This window comes from Seonamhaeicola algicola (assembly GCF_007997385.1).
Classification (GTDB): domain Bacteria; phylum Bacteroidota; class Bacteroidia; order Flavobacteriales; family Flavobacteriaceae; genus Seonamhaeicola; species Seonamhaeicola algicola.
This window is the reverse complement of sequence record NZ_VOSC01000025.1, coordinates 603,335-616,938: the sequence shown is the minus strand read 5'-3', so window position 1 is coordinate 616,938 and position 13,604 is coordinate 603,335. Positions and strand designations below refer to the sequence as shown.

Genomic DNA, 13,604 nt, shown 5'->3' with positions numbered 1-13,604 from the left:
AGTAAATGACTTTTAATAAACTTACATTTTTAATACTACTATTAACTCTATTCACAAGCTGCTTTGAAGATAATGATGATACAACAGTTAGCGCAAGCCAAATAAACGATTTTGTTTACAAAGGCATGCACAGGTTTTATTTGTACAAGGATAATGTTACAGATTTAGATAACAATAGATTTTCAAGCAATGCTGAATATGCCAACTACTTAAACAGTTTTGATGCACCTGAAACCTTATTTGAAAATTTAATTTTCGATAGGCAAAACGTAGACAAGTTTAGTTGGATTGTTGATGACTACTTTGAGTTAGAACGCCAGTTTCAAGGCATTAGAGGCACAAATGGTATGGAATTCAGATTGTTTTTTCAGCCTAATAGCAACTCACAATTATACGGCGTTGTTAGATTAGTTTTACCTAATAGTGATGCCGATAATAAAGGCTTAAAACGTGGTGATATTTTTAATGCTGTTAATGGAGAAGCTCTTTTTTATAACTCTGAAACAGATAATAATTTAAATCTATTTAACCCTGAAACCTATACCCTAAATTTGGCTAATTACAATAATAATGGTACAACCAATACTACCGATGACACCATTGAAAGCAGTAACGAAACTATTACGCTTACTAAGGATGAATATGTTGAAAACCCAATTTATACCACCAACATTTTTGAAGTAAATGGGCAAAACGTTGGATATTTAATGTTTAATGGGTTTACATCAGATTACGAAAACGAACTAAATAACGTTTTTGGTAATTTTAAAACCAACAACATACAACATTTGGTGGTAGATTTACGCTATAACCCTGGCGGAAATGTTTTAATTGAAACCTATTTAGCCAGTTTAATAACTGGACAATTTACAGGACAATTATTTACAAAACTTATTTACAACAGTAATTTTACCGATACCAATTTTAATTTCACAAATGAAATAAATAACGGCAACGCTTTAAATAGCTTAGGTTTAAATCAAGTATATGTTTTAACTACAAGTACATCAGCTTCAGCCAGTGAAGGTTTAATTAACGGATTAAACCCGTACATTGATGTTGTACAAATAGGCACAAATACCACCGGAAAAACACAAGCCTCTAGAACCATTTACGATTCTCCTAATAATGATTACAAACGCGAAGGCGCTAACCCCAACCACACTTACGCAATGCAACCCCTAATTGCTGATGGTGTAAATAAAGACGGTATTAAAGTACCGCCAACAGGTTTAACACCCGATATTGAGTTTGAAGAAAACAACTTAAATTATGGTATTATTGGTGATAAAAACGAACCCTTTTTAGCATTTGCATTAGCCCAAATTGAAGGTTCTACAACTAAAATAAACACACTTAAAAAACAATCTGAAAGTTTTAATTTTAAACTTGTAAAAGATAGCAATGATTTTTCGCCACGTGAAGGCGGTATGATTGCCGAATAAATTTTTTTTCTTGAAAAAATACAAAACCTATTTTAACTGGAGTACTGGTAAAGATTCTGCTTTGGCGCTTTATTACTTGTTGAAAGATGAAAACTTTACAGTTGATGAATTAATTACAACCGTAAATAGCCATTACAACCGGGTTTCTATGCACGGGCTTAGAAATGAGTTACTAAAAGCGCAAACAAATGCTATTGGTATAAAAGCCAGCTGTATTGAATTGCCCGAAATGCCTGATATGGAAACCTACGAAACAGTAATAAACCAAACCGTTTTAAGACTAAAAACGGAAGGGTTTACCCATAGTGCTTTTGGTGATATTTTTTTAGAAGATTTACGCACTTACCGTGAAGACCAATTAGCAAAACAAGGCTTTAAAGCTATTTTTCCTATTTGGAAACACAACACTAAAGAACTACTTAAAAACTTTTTAAGCTTAGGCTTTAAAACCATTGTGGTATGTGCAAACTCTAAATTTTTTAATGAAGATTTTGTGGGTACAATTATAGATAATGACTTTATAAACAATCTTCCGGAAGGAGTTGATGCTTGTGGAGAAAATGGCGAATTCCATACCTTTTGTTTTGACGGACCAATTTTTAAACAACCTGTAAATTTTACTGTAGGCGAGAAAGTATATCGTGAATATAAAAATCCCAATACCAATAATTCTATTTGTAACAGTGATGCCAACACATATGGTGTTTGGTATTGCGATTTATTACCAAAATAAAAATGCCACCCAAAAAGGTGGCATGCTACGTTTAGCTTTATCTCTCACTTAAAACTAAACCATAGAAGTACTTTTGTAATTAACTCACTTGCTGTTCTAGGGCAATAAAATGTGTTTTACTAGTGTAATTAAACAACGGAAAAATTTTCACTTCGCAATTATACTTAGTCCCATTTTTTTTATAGTTTATCACTTGAGTTTTAAAAGGAATGTTTTGTTTTAAATTATTTTTAATTTGTGTTTTTGTGTTAACATTAGTTTCTGGCCCTTGCAAAAACCGAGGTGTTTTGTTTAATGCTTCAACCTTAGCATAACCGGTCATTTTTGTAAAACCTTTGTTTACCCAAACAATATTTTGATGTAAATCTGTAACTACTAAAGCTTCAAAATTGGCATTATTAAAAATAGTATCTATATTGTTTTTCCAATGTAGTTTTTTTGCTAATGTTTTAATACAATTAATATCGCGTTGGCGTTCGGCTTTTTCAAATAAACTCAGTCTAGCTTCTTTAATAACATCCCAACTTTGTAATGGCATTCTACCCTTATTATCGGGCTCTAAAGTATTAACAACAGTTTTGTAATCGGCATTATTTAAAGCAGATAAATATACATCTAAAGCCATCATTTTATTTAAACTGTATTTCATTTTAAAAGTTTATTTATAACTATTTAATAAATAAAAACACCACATAATAGCAAACAATATGTGGTGCTTTAAATAAACAACCTTACCTCTCACTATAAGGTTATGTTTAAACCAAGGTTTACGTTTCGTCCTCTTGTTGTGTAATCTAAAATTTCAAAATAATCTTCGTTGAAAATATTCGTTACGTTTACAAAAAGTTTCACTTTATTTTTAACTAATTTTTGGCTGAAATACACATCAATTAGTGAAAACGGATCTAAATCTACATTTGAAAATGTTCCAAAATCTGTATCTGTACGTGTTCCTACATATTGATAATTAATTGATGCAAATGTTTTTTCATTAAAACTATACCCTAAACCTGCATTTGCTTTATGTTTTGGCACTCTTAAACGCACACCATCTTTAAGTTCAGTAAATGTATAATTTGCATTAAAATTTAAATTTTCAATAAGCTTTACATTTGCTTCAACCTCAAACCCATGTACAGTAGCATCTGTACTTGCATTTTCATAGGCACTTGTATAAATTATGGTGTTTTCTTCTTTTCTGTTAAAATATAAAGCGCTAAGCAGTAATCCTTTTTTAGTGTTATACTCTAAACCACCTTCAATAGTAGCATTTTCTTCAGGCTCTAAATCTGGGTTTGCACCAAAAAAGCCAAATAGCTGCGATAAGTTTGGTGCTATAAATGATGTTGCATAAGAACCAAAAACTTTAGCATAACCTTCGTTTACATTTATTTTATAAGATGGATTTATGTTATAAACAAAGTGTGAACCATACTCACTGTGGTTGTTTAACCTTCCTCCAAGGTTTAAATTAAATCCGTAATCTGAAACATAAACAACATTTAAGTAAGGATCATGAGTTGTATAATCTTTTTCATCAGCAAATATTGTTTGAAATTTACCGTAATTAAAGCCAACTATAGTGTAAAACTTATCATTAAAATTGTACTTATTAAAAGCATCAACCACATAACTTTCAGCTTCAAAAGCAGCACTAAATTCTGAAATAGTTTCTCTATCAATTTTAGTGTAAGCTGCATTTATGTTAAAACTACCGTTATTATATGTAAACTTAGGTGCTAAACCTACTCTTGTTTGTTCAGATTTATAGGCATCATTAGTATCTGCAAAGGTGTATGTTGGCGCCGGAAAACCATCAATATCTGTTTTAAAATTATCATGTGTAGCATACGCCTTAATTTCAAAACTATCAGAAAATTGATACCCTAGTTTAACATTCATATTATATCTTGAAAAAGGATCTTTTTCTGCATTTTCAGAATTTGCTGCCGATAAACCATCAACATAACTATTACCAAAACCAGCAACATAGCTAAATTTATTGGCTGTACCATTAACACTTACATTGTTAGTGAAATTTGCTGCATTAAATTTTTGATTATCTTGATTTTGGTTAGTACCAACTACAGTTAAAAAGCTACCAGAAATTGTGTTTTTTGAAGCTTTTTTAGTGGTTATATTTATAACAGCTGTGGCTGCAGCATTACCGTACAGTGTACTGGCAGCACCTTTTATTATTTCAATAGATTCAATGGTGTTTAAATCTAAATATCTTAAATCAAAATCGTTAGCAACACCAGATGGGTCATTAACCTGCACACCATCTATTAGCACTAAAACTTGGCGGTTATTACCACCTCGTACAAACGTACTTATGTTTTGTCCGGCCACACTACGGCTACCGTTAACCTCAATACCACTTTTAGTATTAATAAGTTGTGCTACGGTTTTACCTTGGTTTTTTTCAATCTCTGCTCTAGAAATTTTAATAACAGTTTTACCAGAGTTTTCACGTTTTAACGCAAATCTAGAATCTGTTACAACCACTTCATCTAATTGTTCAACAACTGCTGAGTCTTCATTTTGTTGTGCAAAGCCAACCCATGATATGCCTAAGCATAACAATGCAAAAACATGTGTTTTTTTGTTCATTTTAATAACTAATTAATCGAGAATCGCATGGATCATCATACGCAAACTTTTATCCCGAAAGTTTAACTTATTTCTTTTTTTGAAATTGGCAGGTCTCCTGACTTGTTTACTATTATTTATACCTTCCCAGTAAAAACCAGTGGTATTGCAGTAAATAACATCCTCATTTAAGGCGCTAGAAGTATCTAGCATAAACTTTACAGTTGCGGGAACAGTTCTGGATTTTCACCAGATTCCCTTTTAATCTACTCAGCAGAAACTGAGCAAAACCAAATTTCGGCACAAAAATACTTTTAAAAATTGTTTTAATTACATTAAAACCTACTTTTTCTTATTCATTTTGTAAATAAGAAATATAAAACCAATAAGAAAATGAACAATAATTACACCGGCTACTACATATATTGTTAAATTTGAACCATCTCTCATGATTATATTTTTTTCAAAATTAGAAATATTTCATATGAAAAAACGTGATAAAAATCACATTAAAACATTAAGAACAAGCCTAATAACACTAATTGTTTTTACTTTATTGTGTTGTAAAAATGAGCCTAAACAACAATTAAAAGAAACATTAACAGGTACAAAACTGCAATTAAAATACGCCTCAGGGTTTTCTTGCAAAAATTATGGTTCTTATAAAGTTTTACAAATAACCAAATCTTGGCCAAATGCATCAAAAACTTATAAATACATTATAATAAGTAAAGAAAATGCTGCAAAAACCAGTTTTTTAAAAGATGAATATGATGGTATAATACTAACACCAATTGAAAAACTAGTAGCTACATCTACCACGCACATACCTGCTTTAGAACTTTTGAATGTTGAAAATTCACTTGTTGGATTTCCGCAAACAAATTTTATTTCTTCGGAAAAAATACGTCATAGAATTGATGAAGGTTTTGTTAAAGACATTGGTAAAAACGAAAGTATTAATACCGAAATTCTTTTAGAACTCAACCCTAACTTGATAATTAGTTTTGGTATTGAAGGCGGTAACAAAACTATTGAAGCTATAAAAAAAACTGGAATTCCTGTGATTTATAATGGTGATTGGGCTGAAAATTCGCCACTAGCTAAAGCTGAATGGATTAAGTTTTTTGGCGTATTATTTAACAAAGTAGCCAAAGCCGATTCTATTTTTAACACCATTGAAACCAATTACATAGAAGCTAAAAACATAGCCGCTAAAGCTGAAACCAAACCTACAATTTTAAGCGGTGCTATGCATAGTGATATTTGGTATTTGCCCAATGGCACAAGTACCGAAGCTCAACTTTTAAAAGATGCCAATGTAAATTATTTATGGGCAAACACCACAGGATCTGGTAGTTTAAAACTTAATTTTGAGGCCGTTTTTAATAAAGCACAACAAGCCGATATTTGGTTAAACCCATCAAATTATACCAGTTTGCAAAACCTTGAAAACGGAAGTTTGCACCATACTAAGTTTAAAGCCTTTCAAAATAAAAGTATTTATACAGTAGCTAACACAACAGGAGCTACTGGTGGTGTTTTATATTATGAACTTGGCTTTACAAGACCAGACTGGGTTTTAAAAGATATTATTAAAATTTGCCATCCTGAATTATTAACAAATTACACACCACATTTTTTAAAAAAACTACCATAATTGCCAAACAAGAAAAAACATAACATAGTATTTGTAGCACTTATTTTAGTGTTATGCATTTGTTTTTTTACTAACATTAGTTTTGGGTCTGTAGCCATTCCTTTTAAATCTATTTTTAATAGTTTAATTGGTAATACATTAGAAAACACAGCTTGGAATCATATTATATTACAATACAGGCTCCCAAAAGCAGTAACAGCAATAATTGTTGGGTCTGGTTTAGGTATTTCGGGCTTATTAATGCAAACACTATTTAGAAATCCGTTAGCAGGCCCGTTTGTTTTAGGTATTAGTTCTGGTGCTAGCTTAGGTGTTGCCCTTGTTATATTAGGCTCTAGTGTTTTTGGTGGTTTTTTCGCTATACTTTTTGCTTCAAAATGGGGCATAGTTTTAGCCGCCAGTTTGGGTAGTTTTTTAGTACTTTTAGCCGTTACACTTGTATCTATTAAAGTTAGAGATACTATGGCCATACTTATAATTGGCCTTATGTTTTCTAGTATAACTTCGGCTATTGTTAGTGTGCTTTCTTATTTTGGTTCTGCAGAACAATTACAGCAATATATTTTTTGGGGCTTTGGTAGTTTGGGCAATTTATCATGGCAAGAAATTGTTATTTTAAGTATAATTTATCTGTTAGGTTTACTAATTAGCATAACTACCATAAAATCTTTAAACAGTTTATTATTAGGCGAAAATTATGCTAAAAGCTTAGGTGTTAACATAAAAAAAAGTAGGTTATTGTTAATTACAGCCACCAGTTTACTTGCAGGAACAATAACCGCATTTGCAGGCCCAATTGCGTTTATTGGTTTAGCAATTCCGCATATAACCAGACAAATTTTTAACACCACTAACCACAAAACTTTAGTACCAGCTGTATTTTTAATTGGTGCCATTGTTATGCTAGTTTGCGATAGCATTTCGCAACTACCAAACACACAATTTACATTGCCTATAAATGCTATTACATCATTAGTTGGAGCTCCTGTAGTTATTTGGCTTTTGGTAAAAAAACGAAACATGCTATTTTAGCACTAATTATAGAAACTAATATACATAACACTGTACATTTAGTATGTTAACACAAGAAGCGCATAACGTTGTTTTAAAAACTAAAAACCTATCTATTGGTTATTCTTCAAAAAAAGAGGAAATTGTAGTGGCTTCAAACATTAATATTGCACTTAAAAAAGGCGAACTTATTGGTTTAATTGGCACTAATGGCATTGGCAAATCTACCTTTTTGCGTACACTAACTAAAGTACAACCTCCCATTAGCGGCCATGTTTTTATAAATAATAAATCTTTAAACACCTACTCTGGCTTAAACTTAGCCAAAACACTAAGTTTAGTGTTAACAGAGCCATTAGCCTCAAAAAATTTCACCGTTTTTGAGTTGGTTGCTTTAGGTAGACAACCTTACACTAATTGGATTGGTAATTTAACAGCTACCGATATTAACGCTGTAAACAATGCGCTTACCGAAATTAATATTGAACACCTAAAGCATAAAAAGTGTTTTGAACTTAGCGATGGGCAGTTACAAAAAGTATTAATTGCCCGCGCATTAGCACAAGATACAGATATTATTATTCTAGATGAGCCAACCACACATTTAGATATGTACCACAAAGCACGTACATTAAAACTGTTAAAAGAACTGGCTAAAAACACTAATAAAACCATACTATTTTCGTCGCACGAAATAGATTTAGCCATTCAATTATGCGATGAAATGATTGTTATGACAAAAAATGATGTTGTTATAAACACACCTTGTAACCTCATTTCTAGTGGTATTTTTAACGCTCTTTTTCCTGAAGATTTAATTGCTTTTGATGAAACATCGGGTAGTTTCAAAATAAATAAAAATATTTAAACAATTTTTACTACCTTACAAAATATTTATAATCAAACAGTTAAACACTCAACCTTCCTTCTTATTAATAGCTTTAATATTAATTATTGGTTATAAGTATTAATAACTCACTATTTATTTAAAGCTTAAAAAAATGAAATCTAAACTTCTTATAATAGCTAGTAGTATCTTAATTTTAGTTATTGTGTATTTTGAACTAAACAACTTAATAAACCCTCACAATACCAAAACGGCAAAATTAGTTACCAGTTCTATTTCGTGTACACCAGCCAAATTCTTGTTAAAAAATCAAGATAGTACCAAACAAATATCACCTTTATTTAATAACTTAGGGAAGCTTCATTTTCCTGTTACAACAAAAAACAAAAGAGCCCAAGCTTTTTTTAATCAAGGTTTAAAACTGGCTTACGCATTTAACCATGCCGAATCTCACAGATCATTCATGGAAGCTGCTAGGTTAGACCCAAACATGGCTATGGCCTATTGGGGACAAGCTTTTGCTTTAGGCCCAAATATTAATGATCCGCAACCAGCTAACGAACGAAAAATACAAATTAATAAAGCTATAGCTAAAGCAACAACACTCTTACCTAAAACTAACTTATTAGAAAAAGCACTAATAAATGCTCTAACTAAAAGGTACAGTAAAGATTTAGCTACAGATATTGTAGCGTTAAATAAAAATTATATGTATGCCATGGAAACCGTTGCCAATTCGTTTCCAAACAATGCAAATGTTCTCATTTTATATGCTGCATCTGTAATGAATACCGTACCATGGAATTACTGGGATAAAAATGGCAAGCCTTCACCTAACATAAATAAAGCAAAAATAGCTTTAGAAAAAGCTATTGCCTTAAAGCCTGAAAATCCTGGAGCTCATCATTATTATATTCATTTAGTAGAACTACCATTTCCAGACATGGGTATAAAAAGTGCCGATAAATTAGCCTCTTTAATGCCTGGAGCCGGCCATATAGTTCATATGCCCTCTCATATTTACATTAGAGTAGGAAGATACAAAGACGCAGTAATTGTAAATAAAAAGGCCATTGAAGCAGATGAAGATTACATATCGCAATGTTTTTCTCAAGGATTATACCCTTTAGCATATTATCCGCATAATATTCACTTCCTGTGGTCTTCTTCTAGTTTACTTGGTGATAGCAAATTAGCTATTACTGCCGCTAAAAAAACAGCAGAAAAAGTACCTGTGGGTGAATATTTAGAAATGCCATTTTTACAAGACTTTGCCTCTACACCCCTATTAGCATATTTAAGATTTGGCAAATGGAATGATATTTTAACATTTCCAACTCCCAAAGAAGAAATAAAACACTTAAATCTTATAAGACACTATGCCAGAGGTATAGCATTTATAAAAAAAGAAAATCTAGAAAAAGCAAAAATTGAATTATCAGCTATTGAAACCTTAAAAAACGATCCAGAGTTAGACACATTGTTTGCTGTGCCTAATAATAAATCTTCAGATCTGGCTGCCATTGCTTTTCATATTGTTGCTGGCGAATTAGCCGCCGCAAAAAACAACTATAACGAGGCTATTAAAAATTATAAAAGCGCTGTTATTATAGAAGATAATTTAGTCTACACAGAGCCCGCTCCATGGCATATACCAACTCGTCAATATTTAGGAAATGCGCTTATAAAAACTAAAAATTATGAAGCTGCAGAAATTATTTATAATGAAGATCTTGATATTAATAGACAAAATGGTTGGTCTTTAATAGGGCTTTATAACTGCCTAAATGCTCAAAAAAAATACCAAGAAGCAAAAAAAATAAAGCTAGAATTTAACGAAGCTTGGAAACATGCAGATATAGAAATAAATAGTTCTGTTTTTTAAACATGACTTTCAAGTTAAAAAATTATCTTTGATTTTAAACTTAATTTTTTAAATGAACGACAGCCTAATTCTTATCATTTCAATACTCGTTTCTGCCAGTATTGGCGGTTATATTGGTTTAACTATTGCCAAATTAAAAAGTAAAACCGAAAAAAGCACGCTAGAAGAACGCAACAATAATTTACAGCAACAAATTACTGAGCTTAAAACCTTTCATAATACTGAAAACGAAAAACAAAACACCCTTTTTAACCGTCAAATAAACGAGTTAAAAGAAACTGTTTCAAAAATTGAAAATGAGCGTGAAACTATTAGAAGGGAAAAAGAGTTTTTAAATGCTGAACTAACCAGAAAAAACACTGAGTTTGAAAATCTTCAGCATAAAAATAACGAACAAAAAGAAGAGGTTGAAAAACTACAAGAAAAGTTTACCAAAGAGTTTGAAAACTTAGCCAATAAAATACTTGATGAAAAATCGAGCAAATTCACCGAGCAGAATAAAGAAAACATCAAGAATATTTTAAATCCGTTACAAGAGAAAATAAAAACCTTTGAAGAAAAAGTTGATTTAACCCAAAAGGAAAGCATTAGCATGCATTCGGCTTTAAAAGAGCAACTGCTTGGTTTAAAAGACTTAAATCAGCAAATGACCAAAGAAGCTACCAACCTAACGCGTGCCCTAAAAGGCGATAGCAAAATGCAAGGTAATTGGGGCGAATTGGTTTTAGAACGCGTGCTAGAAAAATCGGGGTTAGAAAAAGATAGAGAGTATTTTGTACAACAAAGTTTTACCAGAGACAATAACTCGCGCGTTATGCCCGATGTGGTTTTACATTTACCAGACGGCAAAAAAATGATTATTGATAGTAAAGTATCTTTAACCGATTACGAGCGTTTAGTAAATGCCGACGACGATGAAAAATTACCATTTTTAAAGGCGCATGTAAATTCTGTAAAACGCCATGTAGATCAACTTTCAGAAAAAAATTATCAAGATTTATATGATATTGAATCGCCCGATTTTGTATTAATGTTTATTCCTATAGAGCCTGCATTTGCCGTTGTTGTAAACGAAGACAATACCATATACAATAAAGCATTTGAAAAAAATATTGTTATTGTAACACCGTCTACCCTTTTAGCTACGTTACGTACCATTGATAGCATGTGGACAAACGAAAAACAACAACAAAATGCCTTAGAAATTGCAAGACAAGCCGGTGCACTTTACGATAAGTTTGAAGGTTTAGTAAAAGATTTAACCGGTGTTGGCAAAAAAATTGACGCTGCTAAAACCGATTATTCTGCGGCTATGAATAAATTGGTTGAAGGTAGAGGAAACTTGATAACCAGCGTAGAAAAACTAAAGAAAATGGGAGCTAAAGCAAAAAAATCACTACCTGAAGCCATTATTAAACGCGCTGATGAAGAGTAATGTGTCTTTAATATATTTTAATATCATATAAAATTGTAATACATTTGAATATTCCCTTAAAATGGAATATTTTTAATTATTCCTTAAATATGGAATATTTTTAATTATTCCTTAAACATGGAATTAAAACAACTGTTGTTTATGACAAGTGTAATTACAGGTGATATTATAAAATCTAGAGGCACAAATCCTGATATTTGGATGGGCATTTTAAAAGAAGCATTGCTTAAATTAAATCCAGATAAAACATATTGGGATATTTATCGTGGTGATAGTTTTCAAATTGAAATTCCTAAAATTGAAGACAGCTTTCTGGCTGCTATTTACATAAAAGCCTGTGTAAAAACCTTAAAAAACCTTGATGTTAGAATTGCAATTGGTATAGGCAAAAAAACATTTAACGGCAAAATAGTAACAGAATCTAATGGCGAAGCTTTTATTTTTTCGGGTGAAACTTTAGAACTCCTTAAAAAAGAGAAACAAAATCTTCTTATTAAAACTAATAACAAAACTTTAAATGCAGAGTTAAATTTATATTTTAAATTGGCTTTAACCACTATGGATAATTGGACTTCAAATTCTGCCGAAATAGTAAAACTTTCTATTGAAAACCCTAACGCTTTACAAAAAGAACTAGCCGAAAAAATAGGTACCAAACAAGATGCAATAAGTAAACGCCAAAAAAGAGCTGCTTTAGATAATATTTTAGAACTAAACCAAATGTTTAAACAAAAAATTGCTACGCTATGATGCTTTTAGTAAAACTAATTTTAGCACACCTTATTGCCGATTTTTTTATGCAACCAACAACATGGGTTGCAGAAAAAGAACAAAAAAAACTAAAATCTGGTAAGCTTTACTTACATGTTTTAATTCACATTATAGTTACAGCAATACTATTATGGAATATTAATTTATGGCATATACTAATTTTAGTTGGGGTATCGCATTTTATAATTGATGCATTAAAACTCATACTTCAAAATGAAAAAAACAAACGCATTTTATTTTTTATAGATCAATTTTGCCATATAATAGTAATTGTTTTTGCATACTTAATAGCTACAAAAAAAGCTATAAATACCGCTATTATTTTTAATGAAACAAACCTTTTACTTTTAACCTGTTTGTTATTTTTAACAATTCCGGCATCAGTAATTATGAAAACTATTTTTTTAAAGTGGAATATTTCAGAACTTTTTAAAAGTGATGATTCTTTAGAAGATGCTGGTAAATATATTGGTATTTTAGAACGCTTGTTGGTGTTTATTTTTATAATATCAAACCATTGGGAAGCTGTTGGCTTTTTAATTACTGCCAAATCTGTATTTAGATTTAAAGATTTAAGAGACTCAAAAGACAGACAGTTAACTGAATACGTTTTAATTGGCACACTAATAAGCTTTGGCATAGCCATAATAACAGGAATACTATATAATTTAATAGCTTAAACATGTTTAAACACCCAAAAGAATCGCAAGTTACTATTACAGAGCTTATGCTACCATCGCACTCTAATTTTAGTGGAAAAATTCACGGTGGTCATATTTTAAATTTAATGGACCAAATTGCCTTTGCTTGTGCATCAAAACATTCAAGACATTATTGTGTTACAGCATCAGTAAATAGAGTAGATTTTTTAAATCCTATTGAAGTAGGCGAACTAGTAACCCTAAAAGCATCAGTAAATTACACCGGAAGAACATCAATGGTTGTGGGTTTAAGGGTTGAAGCAGAAAATATTCAAACAGGCGTAGTAAAGCATTGTAATTCATCATATTTTACAATGGTAGCAAAAGATGACAACGGAAAAAATGCCAAAGTACCAGGACTTATTATTGATAGTGTAGAAAGCGTAAGACGTTTTGCCCGAAGCATTGCCAGACAAGAACAGGCTAAAAAGAGAAGCTCAAAATTTAAAGCTTCAGAGTTTGAACTTGATGATTATTTAGATATTTTAAAATCGCAAAATGCAAAAGTTACACTTTAAAAAAGT

The 13,604-nt window shown here is 31.2% G+C and carries 12 protein-coding genes and 1 riboswitch; of the genes, 10 read left to right on the top strand and 2 right to left on the bottom strand.

The features are described from left to right. The first annotated feature begins 5 nt into the window (after positions 1-5). Together FUA26_RS11375 and FUA26_RS11370 are read left to right on the top strand one after the other, a co-directional pair. Complete coding sequence (locus FUA26_RS11375) at positions 6-1,445, top strand: S41 family peptidase (protein WP_147135977.1); 1,440 nt, start codon at positions 6-8, stop codon at positions 1,443-1,445. A gap of 10 nt (positions 1,446-1,455) precedes the next feature. Further along, positions 1,456-2,178 carry an adenine nucleotide alpha hydrolase gene (locus tag FUA26_RS11370; RefSeq protein ID WP_147135974.1) on the top strand — a complete coding sequence of 241 codons (723 nt, stop codon included), beginning with the start codon at positions 1,456-1,458 and terminating at the stop codon, positions 2,176-2,178. A gap of 79 nt (positions 2,179-2,257) precedes the next feature. On the opposite strand, the gene FUA26_RS11365 is transcribed toward FUA26_RS11370, so the two are convergent. Beyond that, on the bottom strand, positions 2,258-2,827 hold the full coding sequence (locus tag FUA26_RS11365) for a PAS domain-containing protein (RefSeq protein WP_147135971.1): 570 nt from the start codon (positions 2,825-2,827) through the stop codon (positions 2,258-2,260). A gap of 92 nt (positions 2,828-2,919) precedes the next feature. Further along, the gene (locus tag FUA26_RS11360; RefSeq protein ID WP_147135968.1) at positions 2,920-4,791 is read right to left on the bottom strand and encodes a TonB-dependent receptor plug domain-containing protein; all 1,872 of its coding nucleotides are present in this window, start codon (positions 4,789-4,791) and stop codon (positions 2,920-2,922) included. Between the two features lie 70 nt (positions 4,792-4,861). Continuing rightward, a riboswitch (cobalamin riboswitch) is annotated at positions 4,862-5,080 on the bottom strand. Between the two features lie 174 nt (positions 5,081-5,254). On the opposite strand from FUA26_RS11360, the gene FUA26_RS11355 reads away from it, so the two are divergent. The 8 genes from FUA26_RS11355 (at position 5,255) to FUA26_RS11320 (ending at position 13,598) form a co-directional block, all read left to right on the top strand. Beyond that, positions 5,255-6,430, top strand: coding sequence for an ABC transporter substrate-binding protein (locus tag FUA26_RS11355; protein WP_147135966.1), 1,176 nt, complete (start codon positions 5,255-5,257; stop codon positions 6,428-6,430). Further along, positions 6,431-7,462, top strand: a complete 1,032-nt coding sequence (locus FUA26_RS11350) for a FecCD family ABC transporter permease (protein ID WP_147135963.1) — start codon at positions 6,431-6,433, stop codon at positions 7,460-7,462. Between the two features lie 43 nt (positions 7,463-7,505). Further along, positions 7,506-8,309: an ABC transporter ATP-binding protein gene (locus FUA26_RS11345; RefSeq protein WP_147135957.1), complete on the top strand. Its 804-nt coding sequence runs from the start codon at positions 7,506-7,508 to the stop codon at positions 8,307-8,309. A gap of 133 nt (positions 8,310-8,442) precedes the next feature. Continuing rightward, entirely contained in the window at positions 8,443-10,173 is a 1,731-nt protein-coding gene (locus tag FUA26_RS11340) for a tetratricopeptide repeat protein (protein WP_147135954.1), read from the top strand. 52 nt (positions 10,174-10,225) lie between these two features. Next, positions 10,226-11,608, top strand: a complete 1,383-nt coding sequence (rmuC, locus tag FUA26_RS11335) for a DNA recombination protein RmuC (RefSeq protein WP_147135950.1) — start codon at positions 10,226-10,228, stop codon at positions 11,606-11,608. Between the two features lie 117 nt (positions 11,609-11,725). Next, on the top strand, positions 11,726-12,358 hold the full coding sequence (locus FUA26_RS11330; protein ID WP_246109128.1) for a transcriptional regulator: 633 nt from the start codon (positions 11,726-11,728) through the stop codon (positions 12,356-12,358). Continuing rightward, positions 12,355-13,059, top strand: a complete 705-nt coding sequence (locus tag FUA26_RS11325) for a DUF3307 domain-containing protein (RefSeq protein WP_147135947.1) — start codon at positions 12,355-12,357, stop codon at positions 13,057-13,059. Before FUA26_RS11330 ends, FUA26_RS11325 begins: the two co-directional genes overlap by 4 nt. A gap of 2 nt (positions 13,060-13,061) precedes the next feature. Further along, positions 13,062-13,598, top strand: coding sequence for an acyl-CoA thioesterase (locus FUA26_RS11320; protein WP_147135945.1), 537 nt, complete (start codon positions 13,062-13,064; stop codon positions 13,596-13,598). Positions 13,599-13,604: the final 6 nt, after the last annotated feature.

What these genes read in the sequence shown, in the direction of transcription:
- FUA26_RS11375 (WP_147135977.1), top strand. Translation starts at nt 6, where the DNA reads ATGACTTTTAATAAACTTACATTTTTAATACTACTATTAACTCTATTC.
- FUA26_RS11340 (WP_147135954.1), top strand. Translation starts at nt 8,443, where the DNA reads ATGAAATCTAAACTTCTTATAATAGCTAGTAGTATCTTAATTTTAGTT.
- rmuC (WP_147135950.1), top strand. Translation starts at nt 10,226, where the DNA reads ATGAACGACAGCCTAATTCTTATCATTTCAATACTCGTTTCTGCCAGT.
- FUA26_RS11330 (WP_246109128.1), top strand. Translation starts at nt 11,726, where the DNA reads ATGGAATTAAAACAACTGTTGTTTATGACAAGTGTAATTACAGGTGAT.
- FUA26_RS11355 (WP_147135966.1), top strand. Translation starts at nt 5,255, where the DNA reads ATGAAAAAACGTGATAAAAATCACATTAAAACATTAAGAACAAGCCTA.
- FUA26_RS11360 (WP_147135968.1), bottom strand. Translation starts at nt 4,791, where the DNA reads ATGAACAAAAAAACACATGTTTTTGCATTGTTATGCTTAGGCATATCA.
- FUA26_RS11325 (WP_147135947.1), top strand. Translation starts at nt 12,355, where the DNA reads ATGATGCTTTTAGTAAAACTAATTTTAGCACACCTTATTGCCGATTTT.
- FUA26_RS11365 (WP_147135971.1), bottom strand. Translation starts at nt 2,827, where the DNA reads ATGAAATACAGTTTAAATAAAATGATGGCTTTAGATGTATATTTATCT.
- FUA26_RS11345 (WP_147135957.1), top strand. Translation starts at nt 7,506, where the DNA reads ATGTTAACACAAGAAGCGCATAACGTTGTTTTAAAAACTAAAAACCTA.
- FUA26_RS11320 (WP_147135945.1), top strand. Translation starts at nt 13,062, where the DNA reads ATGTTTAAACACCCAAAAGAATCGCAAGTTACTATTACAGAGCTTATG.